We start from the raw sequence: 19870 nt of genomic DNA, 5'->3' as shown, positions 1-19870 counted from the left end.
GACCCGCGCGCAGATTCGAGAGACACGGCTCAGGCGACAGTGCCAGCTTTGCCGAGGGGCGCTCTCACGACGTCCTGAAAGGCCGTCCCGACCTCGATCTGAAAGCGATCGACAACATGGTCACTGACCACCACCGGACGGCGACAGTGGGCACATCTGGCTGAACTCGCTGATGGAAAGCATGCTGACAGCGTGCGACTTGCAGTTGCTGCAGCGCTGATCGACCTCGCCTCGTGACGACCGCGCGGGGGGGCCGGGACGGGCGCGCCCTTCGCGAGGGGCACGCCCGTCCTGGGTGGGTTCGCAGGGGTCAGCGGCTCCACACCTGCTTCCCGCCGTCGTCGTAGAGGCGAAGAGATCCGTCCGTGCCCAGGACCAGCCACCCGGCGCTCGTGCCCTTGGTGTTGGTGGCCCAGGTCGAGCGACCCTCCTTGTCGTACATGACCAGGTTGCCGTCGGTCTGGAGCTTGAGCTGCTCGCCGCCCTGCCCGGCGGCCCACACGCGGGTGCCGTTGCGGGTCAGGACCAGCTCGGTGGCGCTGAGGGTGAGCCGGTAGTCCCCGGCCCTGAGGTGTCCTTTCGCCTCGAGCGCACTGTCGGCGCCGATCCGGTCGCCGCCGCAGACCGCCCACACGTCGGTGAGGTTGGGCACCTTGTCGAGTACGTCGCTGCTGAGGGAGACGGCGTTGCCGGAGCCGGCGTCGCGCAGGCACTCGTAGGTGGGCAGGTCGGGGATCCAGCGACGGTTCCCGTCGTTGCCGACGAACCAGGCGGTCTTCTGGGCGGCGCCGTCACCGTCGTACTGCACGATCCTGCGCCGGTAGTCCCGGGTGCCGGTGTCACTGACCCACACGACCTTGTTGGCCTTGTCGGTCAGCACGAATGTCCCGTCGTCGCGGATCGACAGCCAGGCCGCTCCGGAGCCGACCGTGTTGCTCGCCCACACCACCCGGCTGCCGGCGTACAGCACCAGGTTGTTGTCCTCTTCGAGGATGAGCCGGTCACCGGACCCCGGTGGCGTCCACCGGGTCTCCCCGAGGGTGTCGAGCGCGCGCAGCCCGTCGGCGGTCAGGGTCAGGCGGGCCCCGCCGCCGGACTTGATGTACGTGCCGACCTCGAGCTGACTTCGGGCGCCCATGGTGTAGGCACCGCAGACCGCCCACACGTGCTCGAGGTTGATGTGCTTGTCCAGGGCGCCACCGGGCAGGCTGTCGGGACCCTGCATGCCAGCGTCGTACTTCAGGCAGTTGAAGGTCGAGCCGTCACTGATCCACCGGCGGTACCCGTCGGCGCCGACGAGCCAGGCGGTCTTCTGCGCCACGTTCTCTCCGTCGAACTGCACGATGTGCCGCCGGAGGTCCCGTTCGTCGGAGCCGGCCTTTCCGCCGTCCGCGTGGTGGGAGGAGACCAGAGCCACCAGCGTCGTGGTGTTGCCGTTGCGGAACGCGACGGTGGACACGTCGCCGGAGTTGGTGGACTCGATGCGCACCGAGCCGGGGCGTACGAACGCGGAGAACTGTGCGAAGTAGTAGAAGTCCTGGCTCGGTTCGATCTGACCGGCGGCGTTCTTGGTGAGCATGCCGCGGCAGGTGCCGCACGCGTCGGGACCGTTCAGGCGCGGGTTGCCGTTCTGGTCCTGGGCCAGGCTCCAGTAGATCGAGCCCTTGGAACCGTGCCGCAGCGGGCCCATCAGCATGTTCGCCACCTCCCACCCGAGGTTCTGCTCCACGTTGGCGCTGGAGTCGGTGAACCCGGAGCACTCCGTCATGTAGGTCGCGACCGCGGTGGTCTGGTTGGCGTAGTGGTTGCCGTCGTAGCAGTGGTAGCCGACCGCGTCGACGCTGCCGCTGGCGGTCAGGGCGTCGACGTAGTGCTTGTCGTTCCAGTTGTGGTCCCAGCCCAGCACCTTCACGTCACCGGGCAGGCGTGCCTGGAGCTCCTTGCCCAGAACGACCGAGTCGCTCGCCGACAGCAGCGTGGTCGGCATCGCGGTCTTGCAGTTCTGCGGTTCGTTCTGCAGCGACACCATCCACGGCTTGATCCCCTTCGCGTCGTACGCGGCGACGTACTTCGTGAAGTAGTCGGCATACGCGCCCGCCTGCCGCACGTCGAGCTCGTTCGCCTCGATCCCACACCCTCTGGCTCTCAGCGATCCCCCGCGCTTGGCCCAGCCCGGCGCGCTCCACGGCGTGCCGATGAGCTTGAAGTCCTTGCTCCCGACGATCCTCTTCGCCTGCTGCAGCGCCTCGATCTGGCGCCTGTCACTCGCGAACGCATCGACGGAGAAGCTGCCCCGCACGTCTTCGTAGGTGTGGAAGTCGTTGCCGTCCGCCATCAGGTCGCTCGAACCCATCGGCGAACGCACCATCGTCAGACCGGCCTGCCCAGGGCCGGTGCCGAACAGACGGTTCATGGCGTCGTCACGGTTCGGGGAACCGAGAATGAGCGCGGCCGCAGAGTCGGTCATCGCACCACCGAACCCGTCGATCGTCTGATGGGTGCGCCCCGCATCGACGGAGATGGTCTCCGTCGCTGCGCCGTAGGCGGCCACCGTCATCTTGGTCATCGTCCGGTTCAGCTCACTGCCGCTGGCGCTGGTCAGCCACTCTTCCGGGTGCTCGCCGTCGGTCCAGGTGTAGGTCGCCACCGAGTTCCTCGGCTGCGTCGCGGAGAAGGACGTCCCGCCCGCCTCGACGGTGAAGGTCCTGGCGTCCGACGGGTACGGGTTCGGCGGCGGTTCGTTGGGCAGCGCGGGGACGTCCTGCGGAGGTGGCGGCCTGTCGTCGACGTTCGCGTCGAACGGGAAGGCGGGTCCCCCTCCGTCGGGGTTGCAGAAGTCGCCGCCCTGGCGCGGCGTGCACTGCCAGGACCTGGGAATGGACGACTCGATGTTAGACGCGAACTGCGAATCCTTGATGGCTAGCGTCGCCGAGCCAAAGGCGTGATTGACGAGCTTGTCCCGCAGGCCCGCCGGGAAGCCGTCGTAACCCACGAGCGCGGACCGACGCCAGTTGTGGTAGTGGTTCTCCGGCGGCTCGTCGCCGGCAGCGGCGAAGCGGAAGGCGTGGGTCCGGCCCCCGTCCTTGTGGTACACGATCTTGGGATGAGTGCCCTCCCAGCGGATGTTGTCGGCCGGCTCGGGATCGTATTTGCCGTGAGCCGACGTCGACACGTACTCAGCCTTGTCGTCCTTGACCCAGACCGCGATGTGCTCCCAGTCGTGCCTGTGCCCCGCGCTGGCAGGAGTGTCGCCCGTAGCGACGTCCTTCTCGAAATAGTACGCGTAGAGGTAGACGCACCACCCCGAGTTGCACCGCGACCGCGAGTAGGTATTGGTGTTGTCCAGGTCGGACTGGTCGCGGCAATCGGCCGCGAGCCCGACGTTGCTGTGCGGCAGGCCCTGCGCGATGGTGCCGTCAGGTCCGATGGCCGGGACGTTGTAACACCCGTCGGTGTCGTAGTCGAGAACCGGTTGCCATTTCAGCTCGTCCGCTGAGGCGTTCTGCGGAAGCGCCCGCGGCGGGTCCGGCTCTGCTGCTGTCGCGCTGGCGGCAGGCACAACCAGGCCGAGCCCGGTGACGATGGTCACCAGGGCGGCGGTCAGTGGGACCCTCGCCTTTCGCCTGACACCGCGCCGCCGTGAGCCGATCGACCTCGGCCGCGTGGCGGGTCTCGGACCGCCGGGCTGTGCCCTCATCTTCAGAATGCGCACTGGTGCCTCCGTTTGAGTCGAGAGGATCGACCACCGAGGTCGGCGCGTGATCGAGGAAGCTGCCCGCGTCGGATGTCGCCGAGATTCGCAGGGACGTGAGATTCGTGCCAGGAACGGAACCGGCCTCGGCTGGTGGCTGCGCTGTCGATTACCTTGCGTGAGCATCAGCCTGGCGCGTCGATCCTTCCAGCGACGCCGGTCGAGCAGCCAGACCCTGTGCTACCGAGGACTCCCGCAACCACCTTCGGGGTCATGCGCCTGCGGTCAGGTGGATCGGTTGTGGGACGCAGACGAGGACGATCGACGCAGGTGCGCGTGACGAAGGTGGTGAGCGACCTCGACAGCGGGTGCGTCGGAGGGGACGTAGGCGTGGACCATGTACTCCTCATGGGCCGGGGAGGTCAGCGTGAGCAGGTTGTACCGATAGGTGCCCCACCGGGGGTGCACGATGCTGCCGGACTCGGCCCACAGGCCGTCCATGTGCGGGTCGGACCAGTGGTCTGCGAACCACCGGCTCCGACCGTGGAGGTCGGTGATGAGCTCCGTCAGTGCGTCGTCCCGCGGATGACGGGCTGCTTGGAACCTCAACCGGGTCAGGACACCTCGTGCCGCCACCGGCCAGTCGGCGAAGACCTCGGAGGACCGCCGGTCCAGGAAGACGAACTCAGCCATGCTGCCGGGCACCGAGGTCGCGCTCGGAACCACGTCTGGCGGCGAGATCAGGATCTGGAGCAGGGTGTTCGCCACGACGATCGTGTACCGCCGATCGACCACCATCGCTGGTGCAGCAGTCAGCTCCGCCAGCGTCCGCAGGCCGGTGATCGCGATGCCCTCTCCCGGCGTGACGGGGACGACGTGGCGTGGACGAGCCAACGCGAACAGATGAGTCCGCTGCTCGACGCTGAGCGCCAGAGCATCGACGAGGGCCTGCAGGACCTCGTCCGAGACGACGCCCGCCCGTCCCTGCTCGATCCGGGCGTAGTAGTCGACACTGATGCTGGCGCTGCGGGCGATCTCCTCGCGTCGCAGACCCGGGACGCGGCGGCGGTCGGACGGTGATGCCGGGTCCGGGACGAGCTGGGCTCGGCGCGCCCGAAGGAACTCTCCGAGAGTGTTCGAGCTGCTCATTGCTCTCCTCTGCAGGTCGGGCGCCGCGTGTCTGTCGGCTGTGCAGCGCACGGCTGTCGAGTGCTTCTCGGTTCGAGACGTCGTGATCAGCTCACCCGTTCACCCGTTCCGGTCTGGGGTTCACGCGGGCCCGGGTGTGCGGGGTCCGATGTCGGCGAGGTGCTCGGGGCGAGGGACGGTTGTCGGCCAGCACCGACTGCGTGCCCGTCAGGACGAGACCGCCGAGGACGGCGAGGGACGTGAGGGTGACGCCGATCGTGCGGCGCGGGACGGGGTGGTTGTCGACGGGGTGTCCATGTCGGCAACGCTAGGTTCGGGTCCGGTGCGGCCACGATGGTGCGTGCACCCCGACCGTGGTGGTGCGAGCACTACCACGGCCCATGTCCAGGCACCCTCGAGCCGCCGCGGCCCCGGCTCGTCGGGTCGGGGTCGACCGCGAGGAGATCTGCAGGCTGGACAGTCATGACCGGTCCCCGGCGACCGTCTCCCCGACGGGGTCGACGGTGGACCCGCTCCTCATCGTGGCGCCGGTCCGCGCGCCCACCCGTGCCGCCGTCAGCGTCCACAGGGCCCTGCGCGGCTGGCTCCGAGACGCCGGGCACCTCGTGGTCAGCGCGTACATCGGGGCTGGCTGTGCCCGACGTGCAGCGCCGCCGGGTGCCGTCCCGCGTCGCATCCCCGTACCTGCCGCTGCCCACCGCGGAGGGCGGCAAAATCGCATCCGCAGCAGTCTCGGTGTTCGTGGCGGTACCCGTCGGAGACGCACTGACGGTCCCGGCAGCGCTCGCGCCGCAGGCTTCCCTCTACGTGGAGGACCGGTTCGCCCGGACCCTGCTCGGGCCGACCGCGGCCCGCCTAGCAAGATCGAGAGCGCCCTTTGGACGCCTCTGCTCTCATCGGCGTCATCCAGGGTGACCCAGACTTTGAGTGCCTGAAGTCGCTGCTGGCGGCGGTAGACCGCGGAGAGGTCACCCTCGTCGAGTCGACGGCCATCCTGGCGGAGGTCCAGCCGGCGCACTCGAAAGACACGGACGCTGGGGATCATCGCGGGCGGGGATGTCCTCGTGGTCCGCGACCACAAGTTCCCCATGGGCAACTACGAGGGCGTCTACGTCACCGGGCCGTTCGACATCGACGAGGACACGCTCAAGCTGTTCCTGTAGGCGACGACACCCGGCAGTGTCGGGTCCCGGCGCACTCGCTCATCGCCAGGCCTAGGCCGGGCAGGGACGCGACCAGCCCTTCGGCTGCGGGGCGACGTTCCACGACGGCGGCGTCTCCTCGTCGACGATCTCCTGCACCGCTAGGGCACCGGCGATGTCGGCGTCTCTGCGCGCACTGGCGTACCTGCCACACATGGCGACCACCTTCCCGCACGACCATGCGGCGCGCGTCGACGTTGGGAGGCCCCGCTACACGGGGGAGAGCAGCGGGACTGGTTGGGAGACACGCCCTAGGACCGGCCCGACCCGTCCGGACGCGACCGGCGCGCTGCGACTCAGATGCGGCCGCGCACGGGCGTGCGCGCCGCGGGGTCGGCGTCGTCGGGCATCAGCATCTCCGCGCGCACGCCCAGGAGCCGGATCTCACGGTCCTCGAGCCTGTCGGCGAGCGCCAGCACGGCGGCGAGGATCGTCGCCGGGTCGCGCGTCGGCGCGTCGAGCGTGCGGCTCGCGCCGGTCGTGACGAAGGGCGCGTAGCGCACCTTGAGCGCGACCCGGACGACCGCACGCCCGTCCTGCGCGACGTCCTCGAGGACCTGGCCCGCCAGCGTGCGCACCGCCTCGCGTGCCTGCGCGGGCGTCGTGAGGTTCTCCTGGAACGTGGTCTCGCGGCCGTGACCCCGCGGCACCCAGGGCCGGTCGTCCACCGTCGTGGGCCCGAGGCCCTGCCCCAGCTCGTGGTACCAGACGCCCATCCGGGGCCCGAACTCCGTCACCAGGGCGTCGACGGGCGCCGCGGCGAGCTCGTCCACGGTCCTGACCCCGAGCGTCTCCAGCCGTCGCGACACCTTCGTGCCGACACCCCACAGCTCGATCGTCGGGCGCGCGCCCATCACCTGCGACCAGTTCTCGGCGGTGAGGCGGAACGTGCCGGCGGGCTTGCCGTGCTCCGTCGCGATCTTGGCGCGGACCTTGTTGTCGCCGATGCCGACCGAGCAGCGCAGCCGGGTCGCGGTCAGGACCGCCTGCTGCGCCCGGTGCGCCAGCGCCTCGGGGTCGTCGGTCACCGCCCCGAGGAAGGCCTCGTCCCAGCCGAGCACCTCCACCACGGCCCCCAGCGACCGCAGCGCGGTCATGACCTGCTCCGACGCACGCTCGTACTCGGGAGCGTCGACGGGGAGGAAGACGGCGTCGGGCAGCTTGCGCGCGGCGACGCGCAACGGCATCCCGGAGCGCACGCCGAACGCCCGCGCCTCGTACGACGCGGTGGACACGACCCCGCGCTCGCTCGGGTCGCCCCGACCGCCCACGACGACGGGCCGGCCCGCCAGCTCGGGTCGGCGCAGCACCTCGACGGCCGCGACGACTGGTCGAGGTCGACGTGCAGCACCCATGCCGTGCCTGCGTCCATGGCACGAGTGTGCCCGCCGGTGCGGTGCGCGCACATGGACGCGCCCCACGCAGGCGGGGAGCCGCCCCGGATCCCGGAACGGCTCCCCGACCTGCGGTGACGGGCGGTCAGCCCGTGTGGACGATGCCGTCGCCCGGGGGCATGAGCTCGTCCTTCGTGCCCCGGATGCACACGACGGCGACGACCATGCCGACGAGCAGCGCGACGGCGGTCGCGACGAACGCGGCGGAGTACCCGTCCACGAGCGCGTCCGGGGTCCTGCCGTCGCCGCCGGCCGCCGCGTAGACCGCGGTGAACACGGCGAGGCCGATCGACCCGCCGATCTGCATGGCGGCGTTGGTCGCGGCGCTGGCGACGCCGGCGTCGTGCGGCTCGACCCCGACCAGGGCGAGGTTCTGCATCGGGACGAACATCATCGCCATGCCGACGCCCAGCAGGACGAGCGCGGGCAGGACCTGCACGACGTAGGACCCGTCGGCGGTGAGCCGGCTCAGGTAGAGCATCGCAGCGGCGCCGAGGAGCGGGCCGAGGATCATGATGACGCGCGGCCCGGTCACCGGGAGGAAGCGGGCGAGGAGCGGGGCGACGACGCCGATGACCACCGTGAGGGGGAGCGAGGCGAGCCCGGCCTGCAGCGGGCTGAACGCGAGCACGATCTGCAGGTGGAGGGTCACGTACAGCATCGCGCCGATCATGACGCTCCCGGCCACCGCCTGGAGGAGGAGCGCGCCCGCGCGGACCCGGTGCCGGACGACCCGCAACGGCAGGAGCGGGTGCGCGACCCTCGTCTGGCTGAGGACGAACAGGGCGAGCAGGGCCACCCCGCCGCCGATGAAGCCGATGACGTCGGCGTGCCCCCAGCCGTGCTCGGCCCGCGTGAAGCCGTAGACGAGCGAGCCGAGGCCCAGGACGACGAGGACCGCGCCGATCCAGTCGTACGTCTTGTCCCCGTCGGCGCGCGACTCGGTGAGCAGGAAGGCACCGGCGACGACGGCGACCGCGACGATCGGGACGTTCACGAGCAGGCACCAGCGCCAGCTGGCGAACTCGGTGAGCACGCCGCCGAGGACGAGCCCGACGCCGGCGCCCGCACCGGCGATGCTGCCGAAGACCGCGAACGCCGTGATGCGGTCCTTGCCGCCGGGGAAGGTGGTGGTGAGGATGGCCAGCGCGGCCGGCGCCATGAGCGCGGCGAAGACGCCCTGGAGGCCGCGGGCGACGATCAGCTCGGCCCCGCTGTCGACGAGACCGCCGTAGCCGGAGGCGATGCCGAAGCCGATCATCCCGACCAGGAACGTGCGCTTGCGGCCCCAGTAGTCGGCGATCCGACCGCCGAGCAGGAGGAGCGCCCCGAAGCACAGGGCGTACGCCGTGACGACCCACTGACGCTCGAGGTCGGACAGACCGATCGACTGCTGTGCCTGGGGGAGCGCGATGTTGACGATGGTGCCGTCGAGGACGACGACGAGCTGGGTGAGCGCGACGACCAGGAGGATCCACCACCGGTGCTTCGCGGTGGGCGCCTCGGTGCCGGTCGGGGACGGCGGGGACTGCAGGGTCACGTGGTGCATCCTTCACGGTGGGCAAGCAGGCATTTGGCTTGTGCACGCTACCGTGCGGACATGCGTGACGACGGTGCCCGGACGCGGGCCAACATCCGTGACGCTGCGCACGTCGAGTTCGCGGCCTACGGGCTCGCGGGGGCGCGCGTCGACCGCATCGCGAAGGCGGCGGGCGCCAACGTCCAGCGCATCTACGCCTACTACTCCGACAAGGCCGGCCTGTTCCGGGCGTGCGTCCTCGACGCGGTCGCCAACCTGGACGCGGCCATCGGCGACGACGCGGACGACCTCGTCACGCTCGCCGGTCGGATGTTCGACCACATCTCCCGCGACCCCCACAACCCGCGCATCCTCACCTGGGCCCGGCTCGAGATCGAGGACGACCTCCGCGAGCTCATCTCCACGTCCGGGACGGACCCGCTGCGACGCGTGCGGGAGATCGCCGCCGCAGGCGGGATCGACCCGCGCTGGACCCCGGAGGACGTGTTCGTCGTCCTCATCAGCCTGTGCGCACCGGAGGACGCGGTATCCGTCCCGGCGCGGACCGGCGACCCGGCCCGTGCGCGCCGACGCGACCTCGTGCTGCACCTGGCGACCCAGCTCCGGCCGAGCCGCGCGACCTGAGCACGGGGCCCTCCGAGCGGGCGCGCGAACGGAGAAGAAGGGGCCTTGCATGTGACGGCGTTCGATTCTAGGTTCCGATCTACGCCCGTCGCCGAACCGGTTCGACATCCTTGTCCCACGGGCCCGTCAATGGCGTGCACACCGACGTGCCGTCATTCCCGTGCGTGCGGTGGTACCCCGTGCGCAGTGCGATTCCTCGCTGCTCGACGACGAGCAGGACGATTCTTCAGGGAGACGCAGTGCGACGACAGACGACCGCAGTTCTCAGCGCCGCCGCCCTCGCGGTGGCCGCCCTGCTCGTGCCCGCGGGCCCGGCCACGGCCGCGGGCAACACGCTCACGGTGGACGTGGGCACCGTCGTGCGCCCGGTGACGCACGTGGCCGCCGGGGGCCTGTACGCAGTCGGCAGCGACAGCCGGCCGACGACCGACCAGCTGCTCCCGCTGAGCGTGAACGGCTTCACGCAGCCGCCACCCGGTACGACGCACCTGGGGAACGGCGCCACCCAGCCCTGCTGCGACGCGCTCTCCGTCGCGGGGAACATCACGCGCGCCGGCGGGCAGCAGCTCATCCGGATGCCCGACATCTACCCGACGTTCCCCTACCGCTGGGCGGGCTGGCCGGACTGGGAGCAGAAGGTGCGGACCATGGTGCGGGCGCGCCTGGCCGCCACCACCACCACGAACATCATGGGCTGGGAGCTCTGGAACGAGCCGGACTGGACGTGGGAGACCGCCGCTGCGGGGTCGTTCCACGACGGCTGGACGAGGACCTTCCGTCTCGTGCGGTCGCTCGACCCGGTGACGCCGATCGTCGGGCCGAGCTGGTCCTGGTACGACCCCGCCCGGATGCGTGCGTTCCTCACCCACGCGCGGGACACCGGCACCGTCCCGGACGTGATCGTCTGGCACGAGCTCGGCGACATGGGGTGGAACGACTTCGCCGCCCACGTGGCGGACTACCGTGCCCTCGAGCGGTCGCTCGGCATCTCGCCGCGGCAGATCTCGATCAACGAGTACAACTCGCTCAGGCAGATGGACATCCCGAGCGTGGCGCTGCACTGGATGGCGGTACTCGAGCGGCACGGCGCACGTGACGCCCACCGCGCCTACTGGTTCGAGGCCGGCACGTTCAACGGGCTGTTCACGACGTCCGGCCGGCCGACTGCGTCCTACTGGGCGTACCGGTGGTACGGCGACATGGCGGGCAACATCGTCCGGAACGTCCCGCAGAGCTGGCTGGACGGCGTGGCGTCCTACGACTCCACGCGGCGGATCGTCAACGTGGTGCTCGGCGGTGACAGCGGCAACAACGCCGTGCGGCTGACGGGCCTGGGGGCCTTCGGGTCGTCGGTCCGGGTCACCGTGTCGTCGACCCCGGGCACCGGTCGCGGCACCGCGGTCGCGGCACCCACCGTGCTGTCGAGCTCGACCGTGCCGGTGACGAACGGGTCGGTCACCGTGCCGGTGAACGGCATGACGGCCGAGGGCGTCTACCAGGTGCTCGTGACGCCGGCGGCCGGTCCGACGACCTCGTGGCAGCAGGTGTACGAGGCCGAGAACGCGACCGTGGTGAACGCGGCCACGCGCACGTCCTCCGCGGCGTCCAACGGGGCGTACGTCGGCGGCATCGACGGGGTGGCGGACATGCGCTCGCACAGCTTCGTCGACTTCGTGGTGAACGTGCCCACGGCACGCAGCTACACGATGGCGGTCCGCTACGCCAACGGCACGGGTGCCACGTCGACGCACGGCCTGGCCTACAACGGCGGCGCGTTCAGCACGGTGTCGTACGCCCCGACGGCCGGGTGGGCACAGTTCGCCACGGCGAACGTCACGGTGCAGCTGCGCGCGGGCTACAACGTCATCCGGCTCGCGAAGGGGGCGCCGTCCTTCGGCGGCGGCGTGGGCTACGCCGAGCTGGACAGCATCACGCTGCGCTGACGCGCGGCGGCGCCCGGGCGGCGCGGCGCGGCCCCGCGGAGCGTGAGCTCCACGGGGCCGCGTCCGCGCCCGGAGGTGCTGCGCCGGTCAGTCGGTGTCCCGCGCCGGGGCGACCGGTACGAAGACCCGCATGGTCGTCGGCTCCTTCGCCCACGCGTGGTACGGGCCGAACCGCACCCGGACGGCCTCACCGGGCTCGAGGTCCGGGCGGGCGCTGCGGTAGGTGCGGCCGCGCTCGGGCGTGCGCACGGGGCGCACGGTGACGAGGGCGCCGTCGCCGTCCCCGACGAGCGGCGCCGCCGGCTCGAGCACGAGCAGGTCGAGGTCGAGCCACTCCGGCACGTCCGTGTCCTGGACGCACAGCACGACGGGCCCTTGCTCCACCGCCACGCACCCGCGCACCGCGTCGATGCGCGGATCGGGCCAGGTGAGGCGGGGACCCACCGGGAGCACCAGATCCACCCGCTCGCCGGCGCGGACCCCGTCCAGGGTCGTCCAGCCGGGCTCGACCGCGGACGCGACGCCTCCCCGCCGGACCATCGCGCCGGACGCCCACGCCGGCACGCGCAGGCGCAGGTCGACCGGCACGTCCGGGCCCTCGACGACGCGCACCGCCACGGTCCCCGCGTGCGGGTAGGAGGTCTCGACGTCGAGGACCACGCGGCTGCCGTCGGCGAGGTCGAGCGACAGCACCCCGGACGCGTACTGCAGCAGCGTCACCTCGGTGCCGTCGACGGACGCGAGGTACGCGGTCCACGACGCGAGCGTGCGCGCGACGTTCGTGGGGCAGCACGAGACGTCGAACCACGGGGCACGGACGCCGCCCTCGGCGCGCGGGTTCTCCGCGTCGGCCGGGACGTCCGTCCCGGCGACCCGTTGCTGCAGCGGGTTGGCGTAGAAGAAGGCGCGGCCGTCCTCCCGCGGCGACGTCGCGACGACGTTGTAGAAGGTGCGCTCCATGAGATCGGCGTACTTCACGTCGCCCGTGGCCAGGTACAGGCGCCAGGAGACCATGACCGATGCGACACCGGCGCACGTCTCGCAGTACGCGCGGTCGGGCGGGAGCTCCCAGTCCTCCCCGAAGCCCTCGTCCTGGTGGCGCGAGCCCATGCCGCCGGTGATGTACGTGCGCCGCTCGACCGAGCGGTCCCACTGCCGCTCCACCGCGTCCAGGAGCTCGTGGTCGCCCGTGTCGACGGCGACGTCGACGGCCGCGGCCGTCAGGTAGAGCGCCCGCACCGCGTGCCCGCGCCAGTACTCCGCGCTCCGGACCGGGACGTCGTCCTGGAAGTAGGAGGGGGCGAGCAGCGGCAGCGGTCGCAGCCGGCCGTGCCCCCGTCGCTCGACGAACAGCCGGGCCTGGTCCGTGTACCGCGGCTCGCCCAGCGCGCGACCGAGCTCGGCGAGCCCGAGCTCGATCTGCGGGTGGCCGCAGACGGCGTCCAGACCCTCGGCGCCGAAGGTCCGGCACACCTCGTCGGCCGCCCGGTGCGCGACCTCGACCAGGAGGTCGGGACCGTGCGTCCTGAGCCGGGCGACGGCGGCCTGCAGGAGGTGTCCCGTGCAGTAGAGCTCGTGGCCGCTCTCGAGGTCGCGGTAGCGCGGTGCCTGCCCCGCGTGGCCGTAGCACGTGTTCAGGTAGCCGTCCTCGTCCTGCGCCGCTGCCACCCGGGCCGTGAGCGCGCGGACCAGCCGGTCCGCGCCCGGGTCGCCGGTCCGGCCGTGCTCCCACGCCAGCGCCTCGATCAGCTTGTAGACCTCGGAGTCCGAGAACTGCCACCCCGGCCGTTCGCCACCGGTCGTCCCGTGGGCCACGCGGTCGAAGTTGGTGAGCCACCCGAGGCGCTCCATCCAGTGGAGGCAGTGGTCGAGCGTGGCGTTCGCGTTCACGTCCTGCAGGCGCTGCCAGAACCCGGCGCGGAGCGCGACCTCGGGGAGGGCGACGCCCCGGCGGGTGCCGGCACCCGGCACCACCGGTGCGGCCGCTCGTCGGTCGGGGCCGAGGGGCGGCGCGGCTGTCGTCATGGTCGCTGTCAGTCCTTCACGGCTCCGGCGGTCACGCCGGCGGCCACGTAGCGCTGGGCGACGACCAGGAGGATCGCCGCGGGGATCGACGCGATGACGGCGGTGGCCATGATCGCGTTCCACTGGGTGGTGTTGTTGCCGATGTACGTGTAGATGCTCAGCGTGATCGGCACGAGCTCGCCGTTGCGGTTCAGGGTGGAGGCGAAGATGAAGTCGGACCAGGCCCACAGGAACGCGAACAGCGACACGGTCAGGACGGAGTTGCGGCTCATCGGCAGCACGATCGACCGGAACACGCGCCAGACGCCCGCGCCGTCGATGGTCGCAGCCTGCACCAGCTCCCTCGGGATCCCCGACATGAACGCCGAGAACAGCAGCACCCCGAAGGGCACGGCGACCGTCGAGTCGGCGACGATGAGGCCCGGGAGGCTGTTGAGCAGGCCGAGCCGCACGTAGATCGCGTAGAACCCCATCGCCATGACGACGGCCGGGATCATCTGCGCCACGAGCAGGAGGAAGTTCAGGGGACCGCGACCGCGCAGTCGCAGGAGCGCGATCGCGTACCCCGCGGGCGCGGCGACGAGCAGGGTCACGGCGACGCAGCCGAGCCCCACGAGCAGGCTCGTGCCGAGCGCAGGGAGCTGCTGCTGCAGGACCGCCCGGTACCCCTCGAGCGTGGGGGCGACCGGGAACAGCCGCGGCGGGTCGAGCCGCAGGGCGCTCGTCGGGGTGAGCGAGACGTTCACCATCCAGTAGACCGGGAAGAGCATGACGGCGGTGAGGACGACGCCGATCGCGGTCCTCCACCGGCTGCGGCGCGCGGTCATGAGCTCGTCTCCTCGCGGCGCTGGAGGTGCAGGTACAGGAAGCCGATGACGACGGCGACGAGGATGAGGAGGGTGCCGACCGCTGCGGCGGGGGAGAAGTCCGGCTGCCCGGTCCCGAACGCCTCGCGGTAGGACCACACGGCGAGCGTCGTCGAGGAGGTGGCGGGACCGCCGGTGGTCATCACCCAGATCACGTCGACGACCTTGAGCGTGTAGATGAACCCGAGCAGCAGCGTGATCGCGGAGACCGGACGCAGCAGCGGGAACGTGATGCGCCGGAAGGTGTGCCAGGCACCGGCGCCGTCCAGCGACGCCGCCTCGTACACGTCGCCGGGCAGGTTCTGCAGCCCCGAGTACAGGACGACCAGGTTGAACGGTATGCCGAGCCAGACGTTGGCGATCGTGACGGCCCAGATGGCGAGGTCGGGCGACGTCAGCCAGTTGACCTGATCCACGCCGAAGGCACCGAGCGCCGCGTTCACGATCCCGTTGTCGCTGTTGAGCATCCAGGCCCACGTGGACGCGGACACGATGAGCGGCAGGAGCCACGGGACGAGGAACATCGCGCGCAGGACCGCGGACAGCCGGAAGGTGCCCCGGAAGAACACCGCGAGCGCCAGCCCGATCGTGTACTGGAGCACGAGCGAGACGACGACGAAGATCGCGGTGTTGCGGACCGCGACCGGGAACGTCGACGACGTCACGACCTCCCGGAAGACGTCCAGACCGACGAACTCGGCGTCGCCGCGGACGAACGCGCGGACCGTGTAGTCGTGCAGGCTGAGCTCGACGTTGCGGTACAGCGGGAACGCGTAGAACACCGCGAGGTAGACCAGGAGCGGCGCGGCGAACGCGAGCGCTGCCCACGAGGTCGAGGTCCGTCGCGGCCGGCGCGCGCGGTGGACCGGAGGGGCGCCGGCCGGTACTGCACCGGACGCCCCTCCGGTCACGCCGGCCCGCCCGACGGTCGTCGGGGTGGAGGTCATGACGTGGTCACCCGGGGGAGCTGGGACGGGAGGGTCAGCTGGTCGCGGACTCGGCGGCCGCCTGCGCGTCGGTGAGGGCCTCCTGGGGCGTCGCGGCCCCCGACAGGGCCTGCTGCACCGCGGTCCACAGCTGCTCGGAGACCAGGGGGTAGTCCGTCCCGAGGTCGTCGGAGGTGCGGCCCTTCGCGGCACGGACGGCCTCCACCCACGTCTCGAGCTCGGGGTGCGCCTCGACCAGCACGGCCTGGCCCTCCTGCGTCGGCGGCACGTAGTACGCGAAGGTCTCGGCGGTCTCGACCATGCCCTCGGGCGTCGTCATGCACTCGACGATCTGGGTGGTCACCTCGTAGCGGTCCGTGCTCGTCTGCACGGGGGCCACGATGAACTCGCCGCCGGTGGGCGCCGGTGCGCCCCCGCCGTCCTGGGCCGGGATCTGGATGTAGCCGGTCTCGAAGTCGGCCTCCGCGGCGCTGTCGACCTGCCAGGTCCCGTTCTCGGCGAACGCGAAGGTGCCCGTCAGGAACTCCTCCCAGGTCGTGTTCTGGGAGTTGTTGATCGCCGACTGCTGCGCGTACCCCTGCTCGAGCCACGACGTCCACAGCGTCAGGGCCGCCACCGCCTCCGGCGAGTCGAGGTCACGCAGGTCGGCGCCGGCCCCCCAGAACCAGGGCAGGAACTGGAACGAGCCCTCCTCGGTCCCGATGCCCGCGAACGTGATGCCCTTGCTCCCGGTCGCGCTCACCCTCGCCAGCGCGTCCTCGAGGCTCGCCCAGTCGGTGACGGTGGCGGGGTCGACGCCGGCCGCGTCCAGGATCGCCTTGTTGTAGTAGAGCGCGAGCGTGTTGGCGCCGATCGGGATGCCGTAGGTCGAGCCGTCGACGACGCCGGCGGCGAGCAGGTTCGCGTCGATCCCCTCGGTGTCGAACCCGAGCTCCTCCATCGTGCTGAGCATGCCGGTGTCGGCGAGCGTGGAGACGGCCGGGTTGTCGATGAGGATGATGTCGGGTGACGTGCCCTCCTGGGCCGAGAGCAGCGCCTGGTTGGTCAGCGCCGTGGTGTCGTACGCCGTCCGCTCGATGGTGACCCCGGCCTCGTCGCCGCACGCCTGGACGCGGTTCGCCCACTCGGAGCCGTCCTCGTGCTGGGGGTACGGGTCCCACCAGGTGTACGTGCCGCCGCCGGCACCCGACCCGGTCTCGTCACCGCCGGCACCGCCGGACGAGCAGGACGCCAGGCCGAGCGCGAGGGCGCCGGCGACGCCGAGGACGCGCACCGGCAGGGAGATTCGCTTCACGTGATTCCTCCTTGAATCGCGGAACAGCCGGACAGGGGGTGCCCGGTGCGGTCGTCGACGACGACGTGGTGGCGGCTCGGCGGCGCGCCACCGACCGAGGTGTCAGTGGTCCCGGCGCGGCGCCGGCGACCCTGCCGCCCGTGGCGGGGCCGTGCTGTGCCGCTCGGCGAAGTCCGGCGAGATGAACCGGACCACGTGCGGGCCACCGGCCCGTCGCTCGATCCGGTCCACCAGCGTGCGCACGGCCATGCGGCCGAGGCGGTCGGGCGCGCTCTCGATCGACGAGTAGGGCAGGGAGAACGTGCGCGCGAACTCGTCGGAGTAGCGTCCGACGACGGACAGGTCCTCGGGCGCGCGCAGGCCGCGCCCGCTCAGCACCGACGGCAGCGCGGCGGCTGCCGCCTCGTTGTTCAGCAGCAGACCCGTCGCGGTCGGGTGCGCGTCGAGGAGCTGCGTCAGCTGGCGCCCGATCTCGGGCTGCCGCGAGGCGCCGAAGTACGTGTGCAGGACGACGCCGCGCAGCGCAGCGGCCTCCAGAGCGGCGTTCTGCAGGCGCCAGACGTAGGCCCCGCCGCGCTGCACGACGTGCTCGGGCTGCGAGACCAGCACCAGCTCGCGGTGGCCCAGTCGCACGAGGTGCTCGACCATCATGCGGCCCGCTTCCTCGAAGTCGAGGTCGAAGACGTCCACGCCGGCGCAGTCCGCCGGCAGCCCGACGAGCGCACCGGGCTGGGCCGCCTCGCGCAGGATCGGGAGCCGCTCGTCGTCCTCGGCGACGTTGAGGAGGACCACGCCGTCGACGGCGCGCGAGTCCGTGATCCGCTTCAGCGCCCGGGTCCCGTCCTCCTCCGTGACCAGCAGGATGTCGTAGCCGAGCTCCCGGGCACTGTCGGAGACCCCGAGGATGTACTGCAGCATGGCGGGCGCGAACTCGTCGGGCAGGAACTGGGCGAGCAGCCCGATCACCATCGTCTGCGACGTCGCGAGCGCGCGGGCGCCGGCGTTGGGCGTGTACCCGAGCTGGCGCACGGCGGCGTAGACGCGGTCCCGGACCTCGTCCGAGATCGCGCGCTTGCCCGAGAGTGCGTACGACGCGGTGCTGCGGGAGACCCCCGCGAGCTTCGCGACGTCACCGATGGTGGCCACTGCGCCTCCTCTCGAACCGCCCGACCACGGTGTCGGGTGTCGAACCGGTTCGAAGGTAGCAGCGAACATCCGCAGAATCCAGACATATCGCACGTCCGGGTGGCCCGCACCGAGGCGAACCGATTCGATCGTGCGCGCTCGGCCGCCGGTCGCCGAGACGAGGAACCTCGGATGGCACGGATCCGGAGACCCGCCGCAATGACGCTCGCGAACCGACGGCCGCCACGCCGCCGGGACCCCCTCGCACCGACGCGGCCACGCCCGACGCCGTCGAGGTGGGCCGGTCGACCTCGGCCTAGCGGACGTCGTGCCGTGCCGCCCCGGGTGCGCCTCGACGTGACGGGCCGACGACCCGCTCCGCGCGCCGCAGGTTCTCGACGAGCTCCTCCCGGGTCTGCCCGTCGACGTGATGGCGCCACATCGGCGTTCCGGGGGCGCTTCGCCATGACTCGCTGAGCGGGCTGTTGTCCACGGCGTCGAAACCCAGGTCGTCGTAGTAGCGGGTCACGAGCTCGACGGCGTCCGGGAAGTTGCTCGAGACGACCAGCGCCGTGCGATCGGGGGCGCCGGCCGGCCTGGCCAGCCGGAGCAGGGCGGGCATCCGGTCGCCCGGGACCCGGACGGGGTGACGTCCGTGGAACTGGATGTGGGTGAACGCCTTCACGAGCTTCGACGTCGGCAGCTGCTCCTGACGCAGCTCGTGGATCGTCGTGCGCCCGAGGTCGACGTCGGGGATGTTCCCGTCGCGCCAGGCCATGTAGTTGTTGTTGTCGAGCACGACCTTTCCCCGGAGCTCCTCGACCGGTAGCCGGGCGTGGGGCGCGTACGGGAACGCGGTGACCGCGAAGTCGGCCTCCGCCGCCGCCTCCGCCACGTGCGCGGCGCGCGCCCGCGGGCCCAGCTCGTCGAGCAGGCCGCCGAGGGTCTCCGGTCCGCGGGAGTTCGCGATCACGACGTCGTACCCGGCCGCGATCGACGCCCGGGCGAGGGTGCTCCCTGCCTGGCCGGCACCGAGGATGCCGATGGTCGTCACAGCGCTGCTCCTCGCGTCGTGGTCGACGGCGCGCTCGCCACGTCGCGGTCGCGGCTCGCGGTGGGCAGGGCGGCGGAGGCCAGGAGGGCGAGCTTCTGCGCATCGGCGGACGCGGCGTCGGGGTGGTAGACGACGAGCATCAGGCCGTCGGTGCCGTTGATGGTCAACCGCTCGCGGTTGAGGGTCATCTCCCCGACCTGGGGGTGGTCGAACCGCAGGGGAGTGCCCCGCTGCCCGCGCACCTCGTGGCGGGCCCACAGCTCGCGGAACCGGGGGCTCGCCAGCGACAGCTCGCCCGTCAGCTCGATGAAGCGGGGGTCGTCCACGTCGGTCCCCACCGCCTGCCGCAGGTTGGCGACGAAACACTCCGTGACGCCCTCCCACTCCACGTGCAGCGCCTGCTCGGCCGGGTCCACGAACAGGTCCCGCAGCTGGTTGCCTCCGACGGCGAGGCGCGGCGAGAGCGCCGTGGCCATGGCGTTCGCGGCGAGGATGTCGAAGTGCCGGTCCTCGATGAAGGCGGGCTGCGCCAGCGAGTCCAGGAGCTTGAGTGCCCCCGCGGGCGGCGTCTGGGTCCGCGGCCGGCGCCGCCGGTGCCGGGGGAGCTCGGCGACCAGCGTCAGCAGGTGGGCGACGTGGTCGTCGTCGAGCTGGAGCACACGGGCGATGGACTCGAGCACCTGGACCGAGGGACGGCGGTCACGGCCCCGCTCGAGCCGTAGGTAGTAGTCGGCGCTGATGCCGGCGAGCATCGCGACCTCCTCCCGGCGCAGCCCCGGCACACGCCGCACACCCACGTCGGGGATGCCCGCCTGCGCGGGCGTCACCAGCTCCCGCCGGGCCCGCAGGAACGCCCCGAGCGCGTTCGTCGACTCACTCACGGGGGCGAGCGTAGGCCCCTGCCCACCGGTCAGCGGGGGTCCCGTCACACCCCCGGCTGCGCAGGGCCCTGGGTGGGCGGGAGCGCCGCTCCTAGCGTCCTCGACGGCCCGACCGGGCCGATCGAGTCGAGAGGG

Annotated in this window: 13 protein-coding genes; 2 read left to right on the top strand and 11 right to left on the bottom strand. The window is 71.6% G+C overall.

All coding sequences use genetic code 11. From position 1 onward, the window contains the following. Positions 1-310: 310 nt before the first annotated feature. The 4 genes from E5225_RS09105 to E5225_RS09090 form a co-directional block, all read right to left on the bottom strand. Entirely contained in the window at positions 311-3589 is a 3279-nt protein-coding gene (locus tag E5225_RS09105; protein ID WP_243738104.1) for an NPP1 family protein, read from the bottom strand. A 387-nt stretch (positions 3590-3976) separates the two neighbouring features. Next, positions 3977-4840 (bottom strand): helix-turn-helix transcriptional regulator, encoded by an 864-nt coding sequence (locus tag E5225_RS09100; RefSeq protein WP_135972378.1) that lies wholly within the window; start codon positions 4838-4840, stop codon positions 3977-3979. Positions 4841-6338: 1498 nt separating this feature from the next. Then, on the bottom strand, positions 6339-7397 hold the full coding sequence (locus E5225_RS09095) for a DNA polymerase IV (protein WP_424945119.1): 1059 nt from the start codon (positions 7395-7397) through the stop codon (positions 6339-6341). Between the two features lie 124 nt (positions 7398-7521). Beyond that, a complete protein-coding gene (locus E5225_RS09090; protein WP_243738103.1) occupies positions 7522-8976 on the bottom strand; it encodes an MFS transporter in 1455 nt (484 codons plus the stop codon). Between the two features lie 60 nt (positions 8977-9036). Here E5225_RS09090 and E5225_RS09085 point away from each other — a divergent pair, with 60 nt between their 5' ends. Together E5225_RS09085 and E5225_RS09080 are read left to right on the top strand one after the other, a co-directional pair. Beyond that, positions 9037-9600, top strand: a complete 564-nt coding sequence (locus E5225_RS09085; protein WP_135972376.1) for a TetR/AcrR family transcriptional regulator — start codon at positions 9037-9039, stop codon at positions 9598-9600. A 239-nt stretch (positions 9601-9839) separates the two neighbouring features. Next, positions 9840-11543 (top strand): CBM35 domain-containing protein, encoded by a 1704-nt coding sequence (locus E5225_RS09080; RefSeq protein WP_135972375.1) that lies wholly within the window; start codon positions 9840-9842, stop codon positions 11541-11543. An 87-nt stretch (positions 11544-11630) separates the two neighbouring features. Here E5225_RS09080 and E5225_RS09075 read toward each other — a convergent pair whose 3' ends face one another. The 7 genes from E5225_RS09075 to E5225_RS09045 form a co-directional block, all read right to left on the bottom strand. After that, positions 11631-13568, bottom strand: a complete 1938-nt coding sequence (locus E5225_RS09075) for a glycoside hydrolase family 127 protein (RefSeq protein ID WP_135972374.1) — start codon at positions 13566-13568, stop codon at positions 11631-11633. Positions 13569-13576: 8 nt separating this feature from the next. Next, positions 13577-14395, bottom strand: coding sequence for a carbohydrate ABC transporter permease (locus tag E5225_RS09070; protein WP_135972373.1), 819 nt, complete (start codon positions 14393-14395; stop codon positions 13577-13579). Then, positions 14392-15381: a carbohydrate ABC transporter permease gene (locus E5225_RS09065; RefSeq protein WP_135972372.1), complete on the bottom strand. Its 990-nt coding sequence runs from the start codon at positions 15379-15381 to the stop codon at positions 14392-14394. Before E5225_RS09065 ends, E5225_RS09070 begins: the two co-directional genes overlap by 4 nt. A 34-nt stretch (positions 15382-15415) precedes the next feature. Next, the gene (locus tag E5225_RS09060) at positions 15416-16675 is read right to left on the bottom strand and encodes a sugar ABC transporter substrate-binding protein (RefSeq protein WP_208012458.1); all 1260 of its coding nucleotides are present in this window, start codon (positions 16673-16675) and stop codon (positions 15416-15418) included. A gap of 102 nt (positions 16676-16777) precedes the next feature. Beyond that, on the bottom strand, positions 16778-17821 hold the full coding sequence (locus tag E5225_RS09055; RefSeq protein WP_135972371.1) for a LacI family DNA-binding transcriptional regulator: 1044 nt from the start codon (positions 17819-17821) through the stop codon (positions 16778-16780). 295 nt (positions 17822-18116) lie between these two features. Continuing rightward, positions 18117-18854, bottom strand: coding sequence for an NADPH-dependent F420 reductase (locus E5225_RS09050; RefSeq protein ID WP_135972370.1), 738 nt, complete (start codon positions 18852-18854; stop codon positions 18117-18119). Then, positions 18851-19735, bottom strand: a complete 885-nt coding sequence (locus E5225_RS09045; protein WP_135972369.1) for a helix-turn-helix transcriptional regulator — start codon at positions 19733-19735, stop codon at positions 18851-18853. The genes E5225_RS09050 and E5225_RS09045 overlap by 4 nt, the downstream gene beginning before the upstream one ends. Between the last annotated feature and the right edge of the window lie 135 nt (positions 19736-19870).

This window comes from Cellulomonas shaoxiangyii, assembly GCF_004798685.1.
In the GTDB taxonomy this organism is placed as follows: domain Bacteria; phylum Actinomycetota; class Actinomycetes; order Actinomycetales; family Cellulomonadaceae; genus Cellulomonas; species Cellulomonas shaoxiangyii.
Note: the sequence above shows the minus strand (reverse complement) of the source record. Positions and strands in the feature narration are given on the sequence as shown.